The organism is Pseudoalteromonas sp. SR41-8 (assembly GCF_014163915.1).
Taxonomy (GTDB): domain Bacteria; phylum Pseudomonadota; class Gammaproteobacteria; order Enterobacterales; family Alteromonadaceae; genus Pseudoalteromonas; species Pseudoalteromonas rhizosphaerae.
Map to the genome: position 1 here is coordinate 64,881 of NZ_JACJEE010000016.1, position 21,944 is coordinate 86,824.

At 41.4% G+C, this 21,944-nt stretch carries 19 protein-coding genes; 8 read left to right on the top strand and 11 right to left on the bottom strand.

What is annotated here, in order from left to right; genetic code table 11:
• Positions 1-14: 14 nt before the first annotated feature.
• Positions 15-1,646, bottom strand: coding sequence for an endonuclease (locus H5162_RS12465; RefSeq protein WP_182760124.1), 1,632 nt, complete (start codon positions 1,644-1,646; stop codon positions 15-17).
• A 408-nt stretch (positions 1,647-2,054) separates the two neighbouring features.
• Here H5162_RS12465 and H5162_RS12470 point away from each other — a divergent pair, with 408 nt between their 5' ends.
• The 5 genes from H5162_RS12470 to H5162_RS12490 all read left to right on the top strand — a co-directional run bounded on the left by H5162_RS12470 (position 2,055) and on the right by H5162_RS12490 (position 7,850).
• Complete coding sequence (locus H5162_RS12470; RefSeq protein ID WP_182760123.1) at positions 2,055-3,863, top strand: assimilatory sulfite reductase (NADPH) flavoprotein subunit; 1,809 nt, start codon at positions 2,055-2,057, stop codon at positions 3,861-3,863.
• Positions 3,864-3,931: 68 nt separating this feature from the next.
• Positions 3,932-5,629, top strand: a complete 1,698-nt coding sequence (gene cysI / locus H5162_RS12475; RefSeq protein ID WP_182758034.1) for an assimilatory sulfite reductase (NADPH) hemoprotein subunit — start codon at positions 3,932-3,934, stop codon at positions 5,627-5,629.
• A 43-nt stretch (positions 5,630-5,672) separates the two neighbouring features.
• Positions 5,673-6,413 (top strand): phosphoadenylyl-sulfate reductase, encoded by a 741-nt coding sequence (locus tag H5162_RS12480; RefSeq protein ID WP_182732337.1) that lies wholly within the window; start codon positions 5,673-5,675, stop codon positions 6,411-6,413.
• A 137-nt stretch (positions 6,414-6,550) separates the two neighbouring features.
• Positions 6,551-7,285: an ABC transporter substrate-binding protein gene (locus tag H5162_RS12485; RefSeq protein ID WP_182732338.1), complete on the top strand. Its 735-nt coding sequence runs from the start codon at positions 6,551-6,553 to the stop codon at positions 7,283-7,285.
• A 34-nt stretch (positions 7,286-7,319) separates the two neighbouring features.
• Positions 7,320-7,850: a DUF4124 domain-containing protein gene (locus H5162_RS12490; RefSeq protein ID WP_182732339.1), complete on the top strand. Its 531-nt coding sequence runs from the start codon at positions 7,320-7,322 to the stop codon at positions 7,848-7,850.
• On the opposite strand, the gene H5162_RS12495 is transcribed toward H5162_RS12490, so the two are convergent.
• The 5 genes from H5162_RS12495 to H5162_RS12515 all read right to left on the bottom strand — a co-directional run bounded on the left by H5162_RS12495 (position 7,847) and on the right by H5162_RS12515 (position 12,896).
• Complete coding sequence (locus H5162_RS12495; protein ID WP_182735686.1) at positions 7,847-8,692, bottom strand: ABC transporter substrate-binding protein; 846 nt, start codon at positions 8,690-8,692, stop codon at positions 7,847-7,849. The genes H5162_RS12490 and H5162_RS12495 overlap by 4 nt on opposite strands.
• Before the next feature lie 10 nt (positions 8,693-8,702).
• Positions 8,703-8,939, bottom strand: coding sequence for a hypothetical protein (locus H5162_RS12500; RefSeq protein WP_145237921.1), 237 nt, complete (start codon positions 8,937-8,939; stop codon positions 8,703-8,705).
• A gap of 125 nt (positions 8,940-9,064) precedes the next feature.
• Positions 9,065-11,812 (bottom strand): aconitate hydratase AcnA, encoded by a 2,748-nt coding sequence (gene acnA / locus H5162_RS12505; RefSeq protein ID WP_182778659.1) that lies wholly within the window; start codon positions 11,810-11,812, stop codon positions 9,065-9,067.
• Positions 11,813-12,009: 197 nt separating this feature from the next.
• Positions 12,010-12,429 (bottom strand): hypothetical protein, encoded by a 420-nt coding sequence (locus H5162_RS12510; protein WP_182732342.1) that lies wholly within the window; start codon positions 12,427-12,429, stop codon positions 12,010-12,012.
• A gap of 83 nt (positions 12,430-12,512) precedes the next feature.
• Positions 12,513-12,896, bottom strand: coding sequence for an RNA-binding S4 domain-containing protein (locus tag H5162_RS12515; protein WP_149980457.1), 384 nt, complete (start codon positions 12,894-12,896; stop codon positions 12,513-12,515).
• A 257-nt stretch (positions 12,897-13,153) separates the two neighbouring features.
• Here H5162_RS12515 and H5162_RS12520 point away from each other — a divergent pair, with 257 nt between their 5' ends.
• Both H5162_RS12520 and H5162_RS12525 read left to right on the top strand, forming a co-directional pair.
• The gene (locus H5162_RS12520) at positions 13,154-13,441 is read left to right on the top strand and encodes a hypothetical protein (protein ID WP_182732343.1); all 288 of its coding nucleotides are present in this window, start codon (positions 13,154-13,156) and stop codon (positions 13,439-13,441) included.
• 56 nt (positions 13,442-13,497) lie between these two features.
• On the top strand, positions 13,498-14,160 hold the full coding sequence (locus tag H5162_RS12525; protein ID WP_182732344.1) for a hypothetical protein: 663 nt from the start codon (positions 13,498-13,500) through the stop codon (positions 14,158-14,160).
• Here H5162_RS12525 and H5162_RS12530 read toward each other — a convergent pair.
• From H5162_RS12530 to glnA, 5 genes are all read right to left on the bottom strand, one after another.
• Complete coding sequence (locus H5162_RS12530; protein ID WP_182732345.1) at positions 14,157-14,615, bottom strand: cyclic nucleotide-binding domain-containing protein; 459 nt, start codon at positions 14,613-14,615, stop codon at positions 14,157-14,159. The two genes, H5162_RS12525 and H5162_RS12530, sit on opposite strands and share 4 nt — an antisense overlap.
• A 28-nt stretch (positions 14,616-14,643) precedes the next feature.
• Positions 14,644-16,029, bottom strand: coding sequence for a nitrogen regulation protein NR(I) (gene ntrC, locus H5162_RS12535; protein ID WP_145237940.1), 1,386 nt, complete (start codon positions 16,027-16,029; stop codon positions 14,644-14,646).
• An 18-nt stretch (positions 16,030-16,047) separates the two neighbouring features.
• Positions 16,048-17,118 (bottom strand): nitrogen regulation protein NR(II), encoded by a 1,071-nt coding sequence (gene glnL / locus H5162_RS12540; protein ID WP_145237942.1) that lies wholly within the window; start codon positions 17,116-17,118, stop codon positions 16,048-16,050.
• Between the two features lie 90 nt (positions 17,119-17,208).
• Positions 17,209-17,721: a DUF4124 domain-containing protein gene (locus tag H5162_RS12545; RefSeq protein WP_246175485.1), complete on the bottom strand. Its 513-nt coding sequence runs from the start codon at positions 17,719-17,721 to the stop codon at positions 17,209-17,211.
• 132 nt (positions 17,722-17,853) lie between these two features.
• Positions 17,854-19,260 carry a glutamate--ammonia ligase gene (gene glnA / locus H5162_RS12550; protein ID WP_145237945.1) on the bottom strand — a complete coding sequence of 469 codons (1,407 nt, stop codon included), beginning with the start codon at positions 19,258-19,260 and terminating at the stop codon, positions 17,854-17,856.
• A gap of 520 nt (positions 19,261-19,780) precedes the next feature.
• On the opposite strand from glnA, the gene typA reads away from it, so the two are divergent.
• Positions 19,781-21,604 carry a translational GTPase TypA gene (gene typA / locus H5162_RS12555; RefSeq protein WP_145237948.1) on the top strand — a complete coding sequence of 608 codons (1,824 nt, stop codon included), beginning with the start codon at positions 19,781-19,783 and terminating at the stop codon, positions 21,602-21,604.
• Positions 21,605-21,944: the final 340 nt, after the last annotated feature.

A 21,944-nucleotide genomic window follows, 5' to 3' on the forward strand; every position in this document is an offset into this window, starting at 1 on the left:
GAAGCTATATTTCTCTACCAAATCATTTCTACAAATTCAGGGTAGTCGATATAGGGATTACGATTACCTTGAAATTCAAACGCTGCTTGGTTTCGGTCTATTTCCATTTGGCTCACAGGGTCTGCGTTATGCCAATTAAGCAACATAGCAACAACCCAGCTTTCAAATACTTGGTTACTTGACCCATTAAGTACCGCATTACTTGCAGTGGTATTATTTTGCCAAGAGCCGATTACGTTTTCATAACGTGTAGCCATATAAAAATAAGCGCGAGCAAAGTCACCTTTAAATTCATCAATCGGTTCAAATACTGTACCTGAGTAATTAATTGCGCTACTAGCAGAGCCTAGTTTGCTGCCGTTTGTTGATGTAAACGTAGCGCTTGCCACTTCACCAAACGGAAAGTTGCTACGTTTAGAATTTACATAACCATCGGTTGCATAAATGTGGTGAACATCTGAGTTCATAGGCTCATTTGTGCCGCCAAACCAACTTTTAGGAAATGAATGTTCGCGGTTATAGCAATCAGCTTCACTATTGTAAGTGCCGCATTGATCACTTACAGCGACATAGTTATAGCTGTCTTGACCGGTGGGATTTTCTGAATAGCGATCGAGTATTGAATTGTCATTTTCAAAGTACTTATCCCGTGAAGCAATATCGTAAAAACTCCAAATAGCTGAATAACCCTGTGAGTTGTGACCTTTAATAATGTTATAGAGCGCGGTTTTAAGTGCATAGCCCGTTAAACCTTGTGCTGTAACATAGTAGCCAGTTGGCTCGCTGGGTGGCGTTTCTGGGTTGGTATTATCACCAAGTATAAAGGGAGTTGCTTCACTGCTTTGAAAACTACTGCCGTTAGCCAATGTTGTTTGGGCGGATGTTAGCGCGTAGCTGCCATTACCAAATGAACAGCAAATACCGTCGCCGTAACTATCAAAAATACTAAATGTGTAATCGCCATCAACTAAGCAGGCTTGCTCTGTATAGCTGTTGTTGCCACTATAACTGCCACCTGACGCAACCGCTGTGCCTTGGGCGTTAGTGATTTGCCAGCTAGTCTCTTCGCCATAGTTATCAGTTGTCAGTGCTAAGTTAACGGTGTTATCAGCACAACCGACTGGTGGCGGTGGGGTGGTATCACTAGAACCAGGTGTAAAACTATCCACATAAACAGTTTCACTGCCATCAAAGCCGCTGACATCGTAAAAACGCAGGCCAACGGTAATCGTAGCATTGCTGGTTGCTGGATATGTATAGCTTATTTGTTGCCACTGATTTAATAACGCTGGATTTGAATAGCCTTGATAGCCGTCGGCAATTAAGCGCGCTTTAATGCCGCCTTCGGTGTGATAAACCCAGCTTGAGAATAAGTAGCTTTTGCCGGCCTCAACAGTAACTTCTTGCAGTAAATCAGTATTGCTTTGACTAGCGGTATTAACCACTACTTTTGCAGCAAGAGCTCCTGAATTTACTATGGTATTTGAAGCTGATAGTGTAATACCAGTATCAATCGTGCTCCAGCCGTTTGGGCTATTACCTGACCAGTTTTCAAAGTCACCATTATTAATGGTGGCCATGCAGGGAAGTGCTGTAGCTAACATAGCACTGCTGAGTATGAGTTTTCTATATGCCCCGTGTGACATAGTGTTTCCTTATTATATTTATAGTCGGCGCACAGAATGTGGCCAAATCCACTATAGCCTACTCAAGATTTGTTGCAAAAAAGTTAATTTGTATTTTGAAAAAAATGAAGTGAATAAATTTTTGTATGATATTTCTGATCGGCTAAGTGTGGTGCTGAAATCGTAAGTAGTTATTTGTTACCTTTTAATCTGTTTTTACTGGTTAATTTATAAATTAATAACTAAATGGAATAACAAAGCAGATTCTATTCTTTTTTTATTGGCGCGTACCCCGTTATTCTTCACACTCAGAGAAATCTTTAGGGCCTGAGTTATTTGCCTTAAAGTTGACACAAATTTTAGGCAAAGTGATTACTGCAATCAGTGAGCATTTTGCAGATAACTTTCAGGGTTACGGGGAATTAATTCATGTTGTTAAGTCAACTCAATGCGCTAGCAAGTCCGCTATCGCAAGAGCAAGTACAGAAGCTACAAGGTTTAGTGGCTGAGCTTAATCCAATCCAGCAAGCTTGGGTAAGTGGTTATCTTGCTGCGAATGCCAATACGGCGGCATTAGGTGGTGTTGTAGGTGCTGCGCCAAGTGTTGGGGATGCAGCGGCATTGACCATTTTATATGGCTCACAAACCGGTAATTCAAAAGGTGTAGCGACTAAGCTCAAAGAGCAAGCGGAGTCTCGTGGTTTAGCTGTTAAGCTGGTTAGCATGGCTGATTACAAACCAACGGCCCTGAAAAAAGAAAAATTCTTAACTGTCGTTGTTTCTACTTACGGTGAAGGTGAGCCGCCGGAAGATGCCGAAACATTACATGAGTTTTTAGCAACCAAAAAAGCGCCTAAGCTTGATGGCGTTAAAATTGCGGTTATAGGTTTAGGTGATTCAAGCTATGAGTTCTTCTGTCAAACAGCAAAAGACTTTGAACAGCGCTTAAATAAGCTCGGTGCAGAAACCATTTATCAGCGTGCTGATTTAGACGTTGATTACGATGATGAAGCCGCCAGCTGGATCAGCGGAGCACTTGATGCATTTGAACCTGATTTAAAAGCACAGCAAGGCGCAACAGGTGGGCAAGTGGTGTCATTTGGTGCACCAGCAACAGCTGCCAGCCAATATACTAAGCAAAACCCATTTCCAGCAGAACTTAGCCTAGTGCAAAAGATCACTGGTCGTGACTCTAGCAAAGATGTGCGCCATGTTGAGATTTCACTGGAAGGATCTGATATTACTTACACACCGGGCGATTCATTAGGCGTGTATTTTTTAAATGATGAGATTCTGGTTGATGAAGTACTGACACTGACGCAAATTGATGGTGCCAGCAAAGTTAAAATCGCTGATGAAGAGCTCAGTGTTCGTGATGCACTGATTGAAAAACTTGAATTGACTCAGTCATACCCTGGCTTTGTTGAAAAGTACGCGATAGCGACAGGTGCGCCTGAGCTATTAAAGCTGGTTGAAGATAAAGCGGCAATGCGTGAATATATTGAGCCTCGCCAAATCTTTGATGTGATCCGCCAAAATCCAGCTGCGCTTGAGGCACAAACGTTTGTTGATTGCCTACGTAAACTGCAAGCACGTTTATATTCAATTGCGTCAAGCCAAGCAGAAGTTGAAGATGAAGTGCACTTAACCATTGGTCTAGTTGAATTTGAAGCATTCGGTAGTGAGCATTTAGGTGGTTGTTCTGGTTATTTAGCACGTCGTGCTGAAGAAGGTTGTAAAGTAAAAGTATATAGCGAGCATAATGATAACTTCCGTTTGCCAACTAACGACGAAACGCCAGTGATTATGGTTGGCCCTGGTACTGGTATTGCGCCGTTCCGTGCTTTCTTGCAAGAACGTGATGCCCGCGAAGCATCCGGTAAAAACTGGTTATTCTTTGGTAATCCACACTTTACCCAAGATTTCTTATATCAAGTAGAAATTCAAGGTTACTTAAAATCAGGGCTACTAAGTAAAGTTGATGTGGCGTTTAGCCGTGACCAAGCAGAGAAGGTCTACGTGCAAGACAAGCTACGCCAAAACAGCAAAGACGTATTTGCATGGCTAGAAGCGGGCGCGCATTTTTATATTTGTGGTGACGCAAATCGCATGGCGAAAGATGTACACCAGGCATTGGTTGATATCATCAAAGAAAACAGCGGTAAGAACGATGAAGACGCTGAGCAGTATTTAAAAGATTTACGTAGCGCAAATCGCTATCAGAAAGACGTGTACTAAGCGTAGACGTTGCTTACTTTATAAAAGCAAAGCTAACAGCCGTCACTGTAACAAATTTAGGATCAAACATGAGCGAACAAGATAAAAACGTAAAGCTTTCTGATAACGAGCGTTTGAAAAGAGAAAGTAACTTTTTACGTGGCACCATAGAGCAAGATTTAAAAGATGAGATCACCGGTGGCTTCACTGCGGATAACTTTCAGTTAATTCGTTTCCACGGTATGTATCAACAAGATGACCGTGATATTCGAGGTGAGCGTGCTAAGCAAAAGCTAGAGCCATTACACAACGTAATGTTACGTGCTCGTATGCCTGGCGGTATTATCAAACCTGAACAATGGTTAGCAATTGATAAGTTTGCTGACGAAAAAACTAGCTACGGCAGTATTCGTTTAACAACCCGTCAAACGTTTCAATTTCATGGTGTGTTAAAACCAAATATAAAAGGCATGCACCAAATGCTTAATAGCGTGGGCATCGACTCTATTGCAACGGCAGGTGATGTTAACCGTAATGTACTTTGTACTACAAACCCTGTGGAATCTGAGTTGCATCAAGAAGCATACGAGTGGGCTGCAAAAATCTCAGAACATTTGTTACCAAAAACTAAAGCGTATGCAGAAATTTGGTTAAACGGTGAAAAGGCTGAGACTACAGAAGAGCCAATTTTAGGATCTAACTACTTACCGCGTAAGTTTAAAACCACGGTGACCATTCCACCGAACAACGAAGTGGATGTGCATGCGAATGACTTAAACTTTGTAGCTATTGCAGATAACGGCAAGCTAGTTGGTTTTAACGTATTAGTAGGCGGTGGCCTTGCCATGACCCACGGTGATACCGCAACCTATCCACGTAAAGCCGATGATTTTGGGTTTATCGCCTTAGCGGATACGCTAAAAATTGCTGAGCATGTGGTGTCTGTACAGCGCGACTGGGGTAATCGCTCAAACCGTAAAAACGCAAAAACTAAATACACCTTAGACCGTGTTGGTACTGATGTATTTAAAGCGGAAGTAGAGCAACGCGCAGGTGTTAAATTTGCGCCAAGCCGCCCTTATGAGTTTACTCATCGTGGCGATCGCATTGGTTGGGTTGAAGGTATTGATGGTAAGCATCACTTAACTTTATTTATCCAAAGTGGCCGTATTTTAGATTTACCGGGTAAACCACTGAAAACAGGTTGTCGCAAAATTGCAGAAGTTCACCAAGGTGATTTCCGTATGACAGCCAACCAAAATTTGATCATCGCCGGTGTGCCTGCCGATCAAAAAACAGTGATTGAAGAAATAGCCCGTAATCACGGTTTGATTGACGACAAAGACTCTGAGCAACGTAAAAACTCGATGGCCTGTGTGGCATTACCAACTTGTCCACTCGCAATGGCGGAAGCTGAGCGTTACTTACCAAGCTTAATTGAAAAGACCGAGGCATTGCTTGCTAAGCACGGTATTCCTGATGACAGCATCATCATGCGTGTGGTTGGTTGTCCGAATGGCTGTGGCCGCGCAATGTTAGCGGAAGCTGGCCTAGTAGGAAAAGGCCCAGGTAAATATAACGTGTACTTAGGGGGTAACCTTGAGGGGACGCGTATTCCTAAATTGTATTTAGAGAATGTTGGTGAAGACGTGTATTTAGACGCCTTTGACAAATTAATTGGTCAATGGGCAAGTGAGCGTAATGACGGCGAATGCTTTGGTGACTTTGTGATCCGCAAAGGCATAGTTGCTGAAGTTAAAGTGTCAGTCACCGATTTTCACGCTTAATTTAAAAGCAAGCGGTGACGCTTGCTGAGGTTTGGAATTTACTATGAGTGAATTTAAAAACATATTACAGCTAGATAAAGAAAGCCAAGTAACACTGCTGGCTGATGCTAACGGCGTATTGAAAGATATGAGCGCTGAGCAGCGTGTCGCATGGGCACTGGAAAACTTGCCAGACACGCAGTTTTTATCATCGAGCTTTGGTATTCAAGCGGCTGTGATGTTGCATTTAGTTACAGTACAGCGCCCCGATATTCCTGTGGTATTAACAGATACTGGTTACTTATTTCCTGAAACTTATCAGTTCATTGAGCAAATGACCGAACGCTTATCGCTAAATTTAAAAGTGTATAAGTCGCAGTTAAGCCCAGCTTGGCAAGAAGCCAAGTTTGGTAAGTTATGGGAACTAGGTGAAGCAGGTATTAAACAATACAACCAGCTTAATAAAGTTGAACCAATGACTCGCGCATTAAAAGACATTAATGCAGGTACTTGGTTTAGTGGCTTGCGCCGTGACCAATCATCAACACGTGCCGATAAGCAAATTATTGAAATTAGCCGTGGCACGGTAAAGGTTTACCCAATCATCGAATGGTCAAATCGCGATGTTTATCAGTACCTGACTAAACATGACTTACCATATCACCCATTATGGGAGCAAGGTTATGTGTCAATGGGCGATGTGCATACTACGCGTAAACTAGAGCCAGGTATGACCGAAGAAGAGACCCGTTTTTTTGGTCTAAACCGCGAATGTGGCCTACACATTGATGGTGATGGGATCTAATTCTGAACGTAAAAATATAAGTAAATCATTTAAGCTGAGATAGCTAACTATAGTGATTATTAAAGCGCAGCCTAGCTGCGTTTTAAATTTTTGACTATAATACAATCAGCCGTTATAAATTGATGTGCATGTATTTTATGAAACCATATTACGTAATTTTCTTTTTATTCTTTTCTACTAGTCTTTTTGCCGATAACCTTCGCATTGCCTTACCCGAGCAAGATTACCCTCCTTATCACTTTGTTTGTTCAAAAACAGGCATTTTAAATGATGTTATTACATCGTTTTCGATGGCAACGGGGATCCAAATAGACTATACCTTCGTCCCTGAAATGCGCTCTGCGAAAATGGTGAAACGAGGTGATGTTGATGCACGAATGGAATCAGAAGTTTGGCTTGTAGATAATGGACCCTATTATTGGAGCCAAGAGATAGTAGTAATTGAAGATGTGTTAGTAGTCGCTCGAGGAGCTGAACTAATTGACTTTAAGGAGCTAAGCAGTTTAAAGGGCGGTGTTTTACTCGGGCGATTTGGTTATGTGTATCCAAAATATGAGCTACCAGTAGTGAATAAGACTCTGCACCGTGAGAATTTTTATTCAGACTTAGAAATATTGCAAAGTTTGCACAAAGATACTGATACAAGTAAACGCTTTACTGTTATGTCACGCTCTGTCGTAAACTGGTACATACAAAAGTACCCTGAGCTTGCTGCTTTGACCATAAGTGATGAAAATGTCGCTGAGGCGCCGCTGCAGTTGCAGTTTTCTTATAATTCAAGGGGTAAAAAGTACGCGAAAGAATTTAATGATTTTTTACAAAGCTTGAAAGATAATGGCGGCCTAGCTAAAATCATAGCCCGCTATCAATGATAGCAATCGAGAATTTTAACTCAAAGGATTGAAGATGAAGTATTTTGCGTACCTCGCTATTATGGTATTGCTGATCAGTGTCGCGGCATTATTTTATTTGCAACGACCCGATGGTCAAACGTGGTTAACCAGTGATGGTATTAGTAGTAAATCAAATCAGCTAACAGAGCAAATGGTTGCGTTATCAAGTGACACCCTTGCCATGGCAGCCACATTGGTTAGTGAGACCAGTCAAAAAGTTGTAGAATCAATTACCAATGAAAGCTCAGTAGCAACGACCGTTATTTATAAATGGCAAGATCAGCAAGGTCAATGGCATTACTCAGATCAGCCTAATCCTGAGGGCACAAGTGAAAAAGTAATTCTAGATCCGCGCGATATTACAGTAGTTGCGGCCGAAGATACGTCCATTTTAAAAGGCACCTCAAAAACAACTAATATGTCTTTAATGCCAAACTCAGGCAGTGTTTATGATCCCGTGGTGATGAAAAAGCTGTTTGAAGATGCAGAGCAAGTGAAAGAACAGTTAGAGCAACGTACTAAATCGTTAGATGAGACGCATTAATTTGCTTTAATAGCGTTGTTTTGCTGTGTTTTTTCGGGCTGTGTTACAAAAAATTGTTGCTTAATAATTGGCAGGTTATAGGCTTTTAACCAACGATCAGTAGCTATCATTAGTTCTCCTGAAGCAACTAATCTTGTCAGGCCTTCATCAAAATTATCTCTGACAGACTTATCTTGAAAAACAATGTAAGAGCCTTGATAGTTTAAAATATCGCGATATATAAAACTTGTAGGGTCAAGTTGGGTGTTTGTTGATGTATGCCAGTAGAGCATTAAATAATCACCGATACGGGCATCGATCTTATTGGTAAGTAACTGTTTATTTAGGGCTTGTTGATTTCCTATTTCAGTATAATAGGTGAATACCTGTGTTGCCATGTTTTTATATTCTGGACCAAAGATATCGCTCGCCCCTATAAAACTACCTACTCTTAAATTCTTCAAATCGTTCAACGTAGCTACTTTTTCGGTCCATGCAGAAGGAAGCATGGTCACACGGTTCATAAATCGTACACGATAACGAGAAATAAAAGCATGTGCAGCTGGTTGTGCCGTATAGTTGATCGCTATATCAGCGACTTTATTGTTGAAGTAGCGTTGAATAGCATCATTATTTAACGGCACCAATTGCGGGTTTTGATAGCCTTGTATCAGTAACACTTGAACCACAAGCTGATCGAAGTAACCATTACCGGTTACGTTGTCCTGCATGAAATAAGGTGCAAAATTACCGGATGCAATAATCAATTTGTCATTTGCACGTAATTGAGTGGGTAAGCAAAGCACCAAAAATGCCGCTATTAATAAAGTTTTAGAGGTGTTAAATGGTTTGATTAATTGCATGAACTTGCTGCTATACATGTTTGTCACGTACAGCCTCTATGTTCATTAAAACAATAGTGAGGTAAATTTTTGTAGGCAGAGAAAATAGCACTCCAATAGCAATAAAAGCGGCGCTGATAATAATGCCATGTATACTATTTTGTTCACCAAACAGATCCGAGACTAATAAATAATGTCCAGTCGCAATAAGGCATATGCCAAGGACAATAAATACTTTTAGTACTGTGATGATCTTCTGCTCGGTCATAGTATGCAGGCATTAATGATAAGATGAATTAAGTGTAGTTAATAATGAGTAAGCTGACTTGTTTTACATCAAAAAATTAAGGGCTAAGCAAATTAATTTTGCAAAGCCCTAATATTATAGATTAATTAGCTAGTTAACATATTACGCAGTACATACTGTAAAATGCCGCCATGTTTGTAGTAATCCCACTCTTTGGGGGTATCAATACGGACATCGGCACTAAAGCTTAGTTTTTTGCCTTCGCTATTAGTGGCAACGACACTAACTTCCTTGGTTTTATCGTAGAGACCTTCGATATCGAACTGCTCTTGACCTGTTAACCCCAGTGATTCATGGCTCTCACCTGCTTTAAATTGCAGTGGTAGCACGCCCATACCAATTAGGTTCGAGCGATGAATACGCTCATAACTTTGCGCAATGACCGCTTTAATACCTAATAATAGCGAACCTTTCGCTGCCCAGTCTCGTGATGAACCCGTACCATACTCAGCACCGGCAAGCACAACGAGCGGTACGCCTTGCTGTTGATACGCCATTGCAGCATCGTAAATACTGGCAAGCTCATCATCAGGTTGAGTGCGCGTTACACCGCCTTCGGTGCCTGGTGCAAGCAAGTTTTTTAAGCGTACATTGGCAAATGTACCGCGCATCATTACTTCATGATTACCACGGCGAGAACCGTATGAGTTAAATTGCGATTTATCTACGCCATTTTCTTGTAAGTATTCGCCAGCAGGCGCGCTTGCTTTAATTGCACCAGCAGGGGAGATATGATCAGTAGTGACGGAATCGCCAAGTTTTGCTAAACAGCGAGCACCCGTAATAGTAGGGATGCCTGGTGGTTCTGTCGTCATGCCATCAAAAAACGGCGCTTTTTTAATATACGTTGAGGCATCATCCCAGTCATAAAGTTTACCATCAGGAATTTTGATTTGTTGCCAGCGATCATCACCCTTATAAACATTACCGTAACTGGTAGCGAACATTTCTTTAGTGACGGTTTTTTTCACCAGTTCATTCACTTCGCTGACACTAGGCCAAATATTTTTCAGGTAAATATCGTTACCATTAGCATCTTGCGCAAGTGGCTCGTTATAAACATCGATATCAGTACGACCTGCAATCGCATAGGCGACAACTAAAGGTGGTGAGGCTAAAAAGTTCATTTTCACATCTTGGTGAATACGTCCTTCAAAGTTACGGTTACCCGATAAAATAGAGCTTACTACTAATTTATGTTGTTGAATTGCCTCACTGATCTCATCGGCAAGCGGACCTGAGTTACCAATACAGGTAGTGCAGCCATAACCTACTAGGTTAAAGCCAAGTGCATCTAAATCATCCATCAGGCCTGCTTTTTTTAAGTAGTCAGTGACCACTTGTGAGCCAGGTGCCAGTGATGTTTTTACCCAAGGTTTTACGTTAATTCCTAACTGGCGAGCTTTTTGCGCGACTAAACCCGCGGCTAAAATCACACTTGGGTTAGAAGTGTTGGTACAGCTAGTAATGGCAGCAATTACACAAGCGCCATCTTTTAACTCAAATTCTTGCCCTTTAAAGTTAACCTTTGCTGCGCCCATAAATTGCGCTTCGTTGGTTGGCTCATCAGGATTAGTGACAGGGCCTTCACCTTCAATTCGTGATTGCTGTTCATCACTATCGTCGCGCTTAGCAAGACGTTCATCTTGAAAGGTTTTTAAATGATTGGCAATAACTTCGCCAGCTTGATCAAGGGCAATTCTGTCTTGTGGACGTTTCGGACCGGCAAGGCTTGGCACTACATCATTTAGGTTTAATTCGAGCTTGTCGGTGTAATTTGCTTCATCGCCATCGTTGCGCCATAAACCTTGATGTTTTGCGTAGTCTTCTATCAGTTTTAGCTGTGTTTCATCACGGTTGGTTAAACGAAGATAATTAATTGTTTCATCATCGATAGGGAAAATACCACAGGTAGCGCCGTATTCCGGTGCCATGTTGGCTATGGTTGCGCGGTCGGCCAGTGGTAAATCAGCAAGGCCATCGCCATAAAATTCTACAAATTTACCGACAACGCCATGCTTACGCAATATTTCAGTAACGGTCAGCACTAAATCGGTCGCTGTGGTGCCCTCCGGTAAACGGCCGTTGAGCTTCATACCCACCACTTGCGGGATCAGTAAGCTAATTGGCTGGCCTAGCATTGCAGCTTCTGCTTCGATGCCGCCTACACCCCAACCAAGTACGCCTAAGCCGTTGATCATAGTGGTATGTGAATCAGTACCGACTAAGGTGTCAGGGTAAGCAAATTTTTGCCCATTGCGCTCTTCATTAAAGACAACGCGAGCAAGGTATTCTAAATTCACTTGGTGAACAATACCCGTTGCTGGTGGCACAACTTTTAAGTTATCAAAGGCTGTTTGGCCCCAGCGTAAAAACTCATAACGTTCTTTATTGCGTTCGTACTCAAGCTTGGCATTTAAATCAAATGAGCCATCTTCACCATAACCGTCTACTTGTACTGAGTGGTCGATAACTAATTCCGCAGGGGATAATGGGTTTATTTTCGCAGGATCGCCGCCAAGTCTTTCCATAGCATCACGCATTGCGGCCAAATCGACGATTGCTGGCACGCCAGTAAAATCTTGCATCACCACGCGGGCCGGTGTAAATGCTACCTCAGCACTGGGCTTGGCTTGTGAATCCCAGTTTAGCAACGCTTCAATATCTTGTTTTTTGATATTTACGCCGTCTTCATTGCGCAGTAAGTTTTCGAGTAGGATCTTGAGCGAGAACGGCAGTCGCTTGGCTTTATCGCCTAAACCTTGCAGTGAATGGATATGAAACTGCTCACCGTTGATAGTGAGTTGTTTTTGGGTGTCAAAACTATTGTTCATTATGTGCCCCTAAGTTAGATGAATATCCTTAAATGGTACTTAAGTGGTAAATGTAACCTCTCTTTAAATAGTTAAAATGCAAAGTACATACCAGTGTGTTTTTGCGCGATTTTTATACAGGTAATAGAATATATATGATGCTGAAAATTTATATTTCAAGCGTCAGCAGTAAAACAATAGTAACTCAATAGCGTGTTTTACAGTAGCCAACCTTGCTGTTTGCCTTTGTGGCTTAGCAGTAGCAGGATAATTGCAATTACGACTACAAATATTGGCATAAACACCGCGCTGGCACCGAGTAATTCAATACTATTAATAACAATGAAATTATAAAATTGCTGGATAAAAATCCCAGCGAGTGAGAGCGCAAAAAGCACTCGAGCAATGGCTTTTTTAAGTAATAATAAAATACAGCCTAAGACTCCACCAAAAACCGCGGTAGCGAATGCAATAGTTGACCAAATTGGTGTATTTGAATATGCAGCTTGTTGTTCTATAGGGAGTTTACTTATCATGTCTGGAGTCATGAGCATTTGCATAATGAATGCAATTACCCCAAGAAAGTTCCAAATAAGGGCTGCCCAAGCGACAGATTTTAACCAGTGCGGAGGAGTCATACATTACCTTTTAAACTATTATTTAAAAAGTTATTAAAGGCGACTACGGCTACTTTTACAAGTTGCACGTAGTCTAAATTGGATTAGCCGAATGAAATAGGGCGACGGCCTGTTTTTTCATCCACTTTTGGTTTTTTGGTACGTTTACGCTTAGCTTTAGCAGGCGCGTTAGTAGCAGGCTCTGCACTTTGTTGTGGTTCAGGTTGCGTTGATGTAACAGGGCGCTCTGCTGGAATAGCACTTTCGCTTAATGTCAGTTGAAATTGCTCACCATCAAATTCAAGAATGTCGCCACTGTATAATTTTTTCCGCTTGATTGTACAAATTTCATGGTTAACGCCAACATAACCTTCAGTGATAAGGTTTTTGGCTTGGCCGCCACCTTCGACTAAATCAAGAACTTTTAAGAGTTTGCATAGCTCAATTGGCTCTTCTTCTAATTCAATTTCAATATATTCGTCGTTCATGTTTGATCTCATTAAGGTAGGGCACAGCCTGTAGTATAAAGGCTGTGCGCGACTTTTGCATCAAGCAGCCTAAAGTCTACAGGGCATTAAATAGAATTAACCTGAAACTATCTCGAATTTTATACCGTCTTTAAAAAAACGGTAGTAATTCAAGCGTAGTATCCGCGTGAAAAGCTGGCCTACAATTTGCTGTTCGAATCGAATTCGATATTTAGTTGGTCATTTTATTACAAATGCCGCAGTACTGGAGATTTAACATGGGCGTAAGACTAGCCATGAAAAAAGAGCTAATGGGTTTAGAGGGTTCTGACTTTATGACCGCAGATGATGTGCGTGCGCGGCTTAATCAGGTTGTAAAGAAAGCATCGCAACAACCAGAGCGAGGCTTTTCGCTTATTTCACGTTTTAACGACAATCACAGCCAATTAAGTTGTGGTGAAAATAGCAAAGAAAAACTACTTGAGTTTCAACGACACCGCTTGTTTAAGGATGTTTTATATACCCGTAAAAGCGTGGATGCTTGGCTCAATAGCCAAGTGAATTAACTTGCTATAAATAGTCACCTCGAATAGACTACAGTTGTAATCTATTCGAGGTGACTATGAAATATGGCATTTTAATTGGCATGTTGTTATTTCTAACAGCCTGTCAGCACCCTACAGTGTATGTCTATACGGAGGGTTTAACTGTTTTGCAAAAACAACAACTGACAGAGCAACTACAACAGCAGACCTTGCCTTTTCAATTTACTGAACTGCCAGTACCCAAAGAGTTTAGTGCTGCGACATTATTAACCTCAGAAGATAAAATACTGACTCCTGAAACAGAGCAACTTGCAAATATTATGCAAGCGATGGGTTATCAGCCGCAGCTTAATTATGTGTCGGTGGCTAATCATCATTATAGCGATGGCAATATTGGCTTTTACTTACGTGGTGAGCAAATAGAGCAAGGTTTTGACGTGCCGCAACAGCTGCGTACTACTGGTTGCGTTGAAGACCGCTACAATAACCTTAAAGTCAGATTTTTTGATAACTTGGTTGAGTTTACTTTACTAAATGGTGCCCGCGCTCAGTTAGTTTGGCAGCGTTATGAAAATTATTTAGTCATCAATTATAGAAATATTTCGCAGTCATACACGCATTCAACCCCTTTGGTTGCAACGCCTTTTGGTGAAAAACCCTCAGATACATTTCGTTATACTGCGCATGTTGAGAGTCCGCAATGGTTAAACTGTTCGCTACAGGTTGTGTATATGGATTAGCCGCGTGACTCGAGGTAATCGCTTAATTTAGTAATACGTCTACTCATCCCTTCGATAATGCGGTCTTTAATTTTTTCGCGGATCACATTTGGTAAACGTATTAGTGCTTCGCTGGTAATCGCCAGTACTATGGTATCGCTTTTAGCACGAGCACTGGTGCTGTGCTCGCGGTTATTTATAAACGCACCTTCACCAATAAATTCGCCGGGTTCAATGGTGCCTAAATCCATCAAATGACTATGTTTAAATACCACAATAGCGCCGCTGAGCACGATATACAGTTGTTTGTCGTTATCAAACTGCTTAAACACAAAGCGATCTTTATTGATCAAGTATAAGTGACTGAATGACTCCAGTAATACTTGGCGCTCATTGAGGCTGAACTCTCTAAAAAAACTCAGCCTATTAAGTATCTCCATCTGCTTTATTAATGGAATATGCTCGATTAACTTCAACTTATTTTCCTTCGTTTGAGCAGGGAAGTTAGTTGATATTGCGCTCTTTTAATTTACGGGTCAATGTATTGCGGCCCCAGCCTATTTTTACTGCGGCTTCTTGTTTATGTCCTGCACAGTTTGCCAATGCGGTTTTAATTAGGCGGGTTTCTAATTGCGCTTGTACATTAGGCCAGATGTTTTCTTTACCTTGCTTAAGCTCTAGATTAAGCCATTGTTGAAAGGCATCAAGCCAATCACCCTCTTGTTGAGTCTCGTCAATTGCTAAGATCTCTGGAGGTAAGTCTTGCTCACTCACAAGCTCGCCGGGAGCCATAACGGTAAGCCAGCGGCAGGTGTTCTCTAGTTGACGAACATTGCCAGGCCAGTTGAACAAGCGTAGTAAGTCGGTGGCTTTTGAGCTGAGAATTTTGCTTTCGACTTGTAAGTCTTTGGCGCTTTTATGTAAAAAATGCTGTGCTAAGCGTTCAATGTCTTCGGTACGTTCACGCAGTGCAGGTAGGCGCAGGCGCACAACATTTAAGCGATGAAATAAATCGTCTCTGAATTTGCCTTGTTTTACTAAGTCTTCAAGGTTTTGGTGAGTCGCGGCAATGATCCGGACATCAACTTTAATACTTTGATGGCCACCAACACGGTAAAACTCACCATCAGCTAAAACACGCAGCAAACGGGTTTGTACATCCAGCGGCATATCACCAATCTCATCTAAGAATAGCGTACCGCCATTGGCTTGCTCAAAGCGACCTTTACGTACGCTATCAGCACCAGTAAAAGCGCCTTTTTCATGGCCAAATAGCTCTGATTCAACCAACTCTTTTGGAATAGCTGCCATGTTTAAGGCAATAAACTGGTTTTCTTTGCGTGGGCTGTGGTTATGTAAAGCACTGGCTACCAATTCTTTACCGGTACCAGATTCACCATTGATAAGTACGCTCATACTTGATGCTGACAGCTTACCTATTGCCCGAAATACTTCCTGCATGGCTGGCGCTTCGCCAATGATATGGGCACTTTTAGGTGGTGCGGGTTTACGTTTTACTTTTTTAGTTGAGTTAGCGCGACACGCGCTTTCTACTAACGCAACTGCTTCATTTAAATCAAATGGTTTGGCTAGGTATTCAAAAGCACCTTTTTGAAACGCATTTACCGCTGAATCTAAATCTGAATGCGCAGTCATGATGATCACTGGCAAGCCTGGGTTTTGTTCAGCGATCAGTTCTAATAATGCCATACCATCCATACCAGGCATACGTACATCAGACACCAGTACCGTAGGTTGGCTAAACTTTAATGCTGACAGCACGTCTTGTGCATTAGAAAAACTTTCAGCATTAAATCCTGCGCGAGTTAGTGCTTTTTCAAGTACAAAGCGAATAGATGCATCATCATCAACCAGCCAAACTGTTTTCATGCAAACTCCAAAAACCGATTAATCCGCAAAAGGCAGATATATATTAAACTCTGTATGACCTGGCCAGCTATCGCATTCTATATAGCCGTTGTGTTGATCGATCAAGGTTTGTGCAATCGAGAGACCTAAGCCAGAACCACCTTCTTTGTTGGTGATCATCGGGTAAAATAATGTCTCTTTGATGCTGGAATCGATACCTGGTCCGTCATCTGAAATTTGGATCAGCAGTGCCTTTTTAGGGGCTTTTCCGGGGCGACGTTGCTGGTGATTAATACGTGTTTTAATTTTTATCACGCCACCACCGACTAACGCTTGTTGTGCATTTCGAACGATGTTAAGTACTACTTGCTGAATTTTACCTTGGTCAATATAGACATCAGGTATACTTGGGTCGTAATCTTTTTCCAAGCTAATATTGGCGCAATTATCTAATGTACTTAGTTTAATTACAGACTCTAAGGTTTGATGAATATTACCGTATGACTTTTGTGGTAATTGATTCGGGCCCAGTAGCCTGTCAACAAGCTCTCGTAAGCGATCGGCTTGTTCAATAATTAATTCTGCACATTCATCCCGTTCTTGCTGATCAACCTCATACTGCAATAATTGCGCCGCTCCGCGAATTCCGCCTAAAGGATTTTTGATTTCATGAGCAAGCCCTCTAATTAGGTTACGTGCTGCTTGATATTGATGCATTTGATTAGAAGCTTGATCGTGGCGAATTTCATCATCAGTTTGGCGACACTCGAATAAAATAAAATACTCATTTTGTAACTTCACGCGACGCGAACTAATTGCCAGTTTGGCATGACGAGAATCAACAAAAACCACGTCAGCTCTGTGCTGGTGGCAATCTACACCATCTACCAAAGAGTATTGTGCAATGCGTTTAAGGTCAATGGAATGGTAATTAAAAAGACTGTCAAACGGTTGATTGAGAATACGTTTAGGGCCTAATCCTAACAGTTCACTGGCGCTATTATTAGCGTAAATAAGGGTGAATTGTTGATCAAGTAAGATCACTGCCGTTGACAGGTTTTGCCAAATGCTAGTTAGTAACTCAGGGTTAAAATTTTTATTATCGGGCATGGTTGCACCATTTTAGTGCGTTGATGATTATTAGCAGCTTAGCACAAATATTTTAAGTAAATTATGGTCTTTGATAGAAATACATGGTTTTTATAAAGACGATGCTCTATGCATATAAAATGTGCTCACTGGACTAACAGAGACAACAGAGCCTTGTGGGTCAAATAGCTTCAGTTGCAATGTGTGTTCGCCACGGTTTACCTCGCGCAGAGCAAAAGTACTGATATTGCTAGGTTCTGCGTACGGTGCGCCATCAACTAGTAGTTGAATTTTAAAACCATTCTCAAAGCGTGGTGTTATACGGCTAGTTACATACACTGAACCGGTATTTTCACGAACAGTGCCTTGATCGGCAGGGGAAGAAATAACCGCTTTATAGCTTTTCACAGCCGCTGGTTGCTGTTCATCTAAAATGCTTGTATCAACAGTCGGCATCGACAAACTTTGATTGGTGAGCTTGATTTCTTGCGCACCTGGTTTAGGAGTATCTGAAAATACTGATACGCCATTTTTATCTTTCCAAGAATAAATTTTTTTATCGCCAGAATAGCCATAAAAGCTGATTAAAATCAGAGTTACTAGTAATAAAAGCGTCTTTTTCACCTTGTCACCTTGCATTTTTTGCACTAATTAAACTTTAGTGGAGAATGGGAAAATTAGCCATAAAAAAAGCCCGCAGAACGGGCCTTGAGAACACACATATATTATCTATAAGATAATTTTTCTACAGCCTAATTAACAGCTGTAGTACATTTCGAACTCAACAGGGTGAGTCGTCATGTTAAGCTTTTCAACTTCTTTAGACTTAAGCGCAATGTAAGCATCGATTAAATCGTTAGTGAATACACCACCTTGATTTAAGAACTCACGGTCAGCATCTAGAGACGCAAGCGCTTCTTGTAGTGAAGTTGCAACTGTTGGGATTTCTGCTGCTTCTTCTGCTGGTAAGTCGTATAAATCTTTATCCATTGCATCGCCAGGGTGGATCTTGTTTTTGATACCATCAAGGCCAGCCATAAGCATTGCAGAGAAAGCAAGGTATGGGTTAGCTGTTGGATCTGGGAAGCGTACTTCGATACGACGACCTTTTTCTGATGGAACCACTGGGATACGGATTGATGCAGAACGGTTACGTGCAGAGTACGCAAGCATTACTGGCGCTTCAAAGCCTGGTACTAAACGTTTGTACGAGTTAGTAGACGCATTTGCAAAAGCATTGATTGCTTTAGCATGCTTGATAATACCACCGATGTAGTAAAGCGCTTCTTCAGAAAGACCGCCGTACTTGTCGCCTGCGAATAAGTTAACACCGTCTTTAGCTAAAGACTGGTGACAGTGCATACCAGAACCATTGTCACCAACGATTGGCTTAGGCATGAAGGTAGCTGTTTTGCCATATAAATGAGCCATGTTATGGATAACATATTTCATTTCTTGGATTTCATCCGCTTTTAATACCATAGTGTTAAAGCGAGTTGCGATTTCGTTTTGACCAGCTGTAGCCACTTCGTGGTGATGCGCTTCTACAACTTGACCTAGCTCTTCAAGAACTAAACACGTCGCTGAACGCCAATCTTGGAAATCATCAACTGGAGCAACAGGGAAATAACCACCTTTCACGCCTGGACGATGGCCAGTGTTGCCGCCTTCGTAGCTTTTATCTGAGTTCCAAGCTGCTTGCTTAGAATCAATTTTGTACATTGAACCTGACATATCAGTTTTGTATTTGATGTCATCAAATACGAAGAACTCTGGCTCAGGACCAAATAGCACGGTATCAGCAATACCAGTCGAACGCATGTACTCTTCAGCGCGCTTAGCAACTGAACGAGGATCACGCTCATAACCTTGTAATGTGCCAGGTTCAACAACATCACAACGTAAAATTAAAGTAGCTTCTTCTGTGAAAGGGTCTAATTTAGCAGACTCAGCAACAGGTAGTAATACCATGTCTGATTCATTAATGCCTTTCCAACCAGCAATTGAAGAACCGTCAAACATTTTGCCGTCTTCAAAAAAATCTTCATCTACTTGGTGATGAGGAATAGAAACATGTTGCTCTTTACCTTTGGTATCAGTAAAGCGTAAATCAACGAACTTAACGTCATTTTCTTTAATAAAATCTAAAACCGATTGTGACATGTGTCCTCCAACTGTTGGGTTTTATTTTGCTGCATAATTGCTTTTGCTTTTATAGTAAGCGGCTTTTATGCCATTTTTATAGTGCATTGTTTTTTAAGGTTAAAAAATAAGTTATACATCCAGCTGTTATATGTTTTGCACCATATTGGATCGGCTTGTGATCATTTTGGTGCGTCAGTGTGGTCACTTCTCTTTGGCGCTAAATTGTATAGATTATAAACACCAACATAAAGCTAACTTACTCACCAAATACTGCCAAATTATGACAATAATAGCTAGGAATGAGCAAAATAGTGACAAATTGAAAAATTAAATTAATTAAAATGTCATATATAAAACAGATACTTATTGCAAGTATAAAGAAAGTTTTGAAATATATATTGGATAAACTTTCATCCATGTCATTAATAAGGGATAATATGCGCCCTTTTAAATCCTATGCTGGGACATCTCGTGAAAACGCAGATGAGTGCGTAGATCTTGCAGGATCAATGAGAATTTAATTTCTCTGAGTAAAAATATGAGCATCGAAAAGTTAAGAAATATAGCGATTATCGCGCACGTTGACCACGGTAAAACAACATTGGTTGACAAACTACTTGAGCAATCAGGTACATTAGAAACACGCGGCGGTAACGAAGAGCGCGTGATGGACTCAAACGACATTGAGAAAGAACGTGGTATTACCATTTTGGCTAAAAACACAGCCATTTCATGGAATGACTACCATATCAATATCGTAGACACCCCTGGACACGCCGACTTTGGCGGTGAAGTTGAACGCGTACTTTCGATGGCTGACTCAGTATTACTACTTGTTGATGCTCAAGAAGGTCCAATGCCACAAACGCGTTTCGTTACGCAAAAAGCATTCGCGCAAGGCTTAAAGCCAATCGTTGTTATCAATAAAATTGATAAACCAGGTGCACGTCCTGATTGGGTTATGGATCAAATCTTTGATTTATTCGACAACCTAGGCGCAACTGACGAACAGTTAGACTTTAAAGTAATCTATGCATCAGCAATTAACGGCTGGGCAACATTAGATTTAGACGAGCCATCAGACAACATGGAACCTATGTTCAAGATGATCGTTGACGAAGTATCACCACCGGATGCAGATCCTGAAGGTGACTTCCAAATGCAGATTTCGCAACTTGATTACAACTCATATGTTGGTGTAGTCGGTATCGGTCGTATCAAACGTGGTTCTGTTGCTCCTAACCAACAAGTTACTATTATCAGTGCCGATGGTACTAAACGTAATGGTAAAATTGGCGCAGTACAAAGCTACCTAGGCCTTGAGCGTATCGAAACTGATAAAGCTTACGCTGGTAACATCGTAACAGTAACAGGTATTGGTGAGCTTAAGATTTCTGATACAGTTTGTTTCCCTGGCAACGTTGAAGCATTACCACCACTAAGTGTTGATGAGCCAACTGTAACAATGACATTCTCTGTAAATAACTCACCTTTCTGTGGTAAAGAAGGTAAGTTTGTAACGTCACGTAATATCCGTGAGCGTTTAGACAAAGAATTAGTACACAACGTAGCACTTCGCGTTGAAGATACTGCTAGCCCAGATAGCTTCCGTGTATCTGGTCGTGGTGAATTACACCTAGGTATCTTAATCGAAAACATGCGTCGTGAAGGTTACGAGCTAGCTGTTTCTCGTCCAGAAGTAATCTTACGTACTGTTGATGGCGTTCTAGAAGAACCGTTTGAAACAGTAACAATTGACTGTCAAGATGAGCACCAAGGTTCTGTAATGGAGCAAATTGGTCTTCGTAAAGGCGAACTAACAAATATGACGCCAGATGGCAAAGGTCGTATGCGTTTAGACTTTATGATCCCAAGTCGTGGTTTAATCGGTTTCCAAACTGATTTCATGACGCTTACATCAGGTTCTGGTCTTATGTACCATACTTTCGACCATTACGGTCCGCACAAAGGTGGCGAGATCGGTGTTCGTAAGAACGGTGTAATGATTGCAAATGCAACAGGTAAAGCACTTACTAACGCATTATTCAACTTACAAGAACGTGGTCGCTTATTCATCGGTCACGGTGTTGAAGTATACGAAGGTATGGTTATCGGTATTCATAACCGTGATAACGACCTTACAGTTAACGCCCTTAAAGGCAAGCAGTTAACTAACGTACGTGCATCTGGTACTGATGAAGCGCAAACGCTTTCTCCGCACCTAAACTACTCACTTGAGCAAGCGCTTGAGTTCATCGATGATGACGAGCTAGTTGAAGTAACACCACTAAACATTCGTATCCGTAAGCGTCATCTTACAGAAAACGAACGTAAACGTGCTGGTCGTGCGCCTAAAGGATAATCACCTTATAAATTAAGCTGATTTTAAAAGCCGCTGTATTGCAAAATACAGCGGCTTTTTTGTGGGTGAAAACAAAAGAGCTGTAAGCGACAAGCTGTCAATAATAGCTGCTAGGTTAGAGGTGCTAGGATCTAGGTTAAAAGCGTTCTCATCACCAAGAGGGTGCACAGAAACAGTAAAGTTTAATCAAATCCAGCAATCGTTGCTGTTGATATTATGTTTATTATGAAATGATTCATTAGGTAGTCGCTAGATTTCAAAAAATCTTGCAACATAATCTATCTCTGGGAATAATCTTTTTCCTCTAAAAGCGCAGCGCCTCTTATCCTCTTTGTGAATA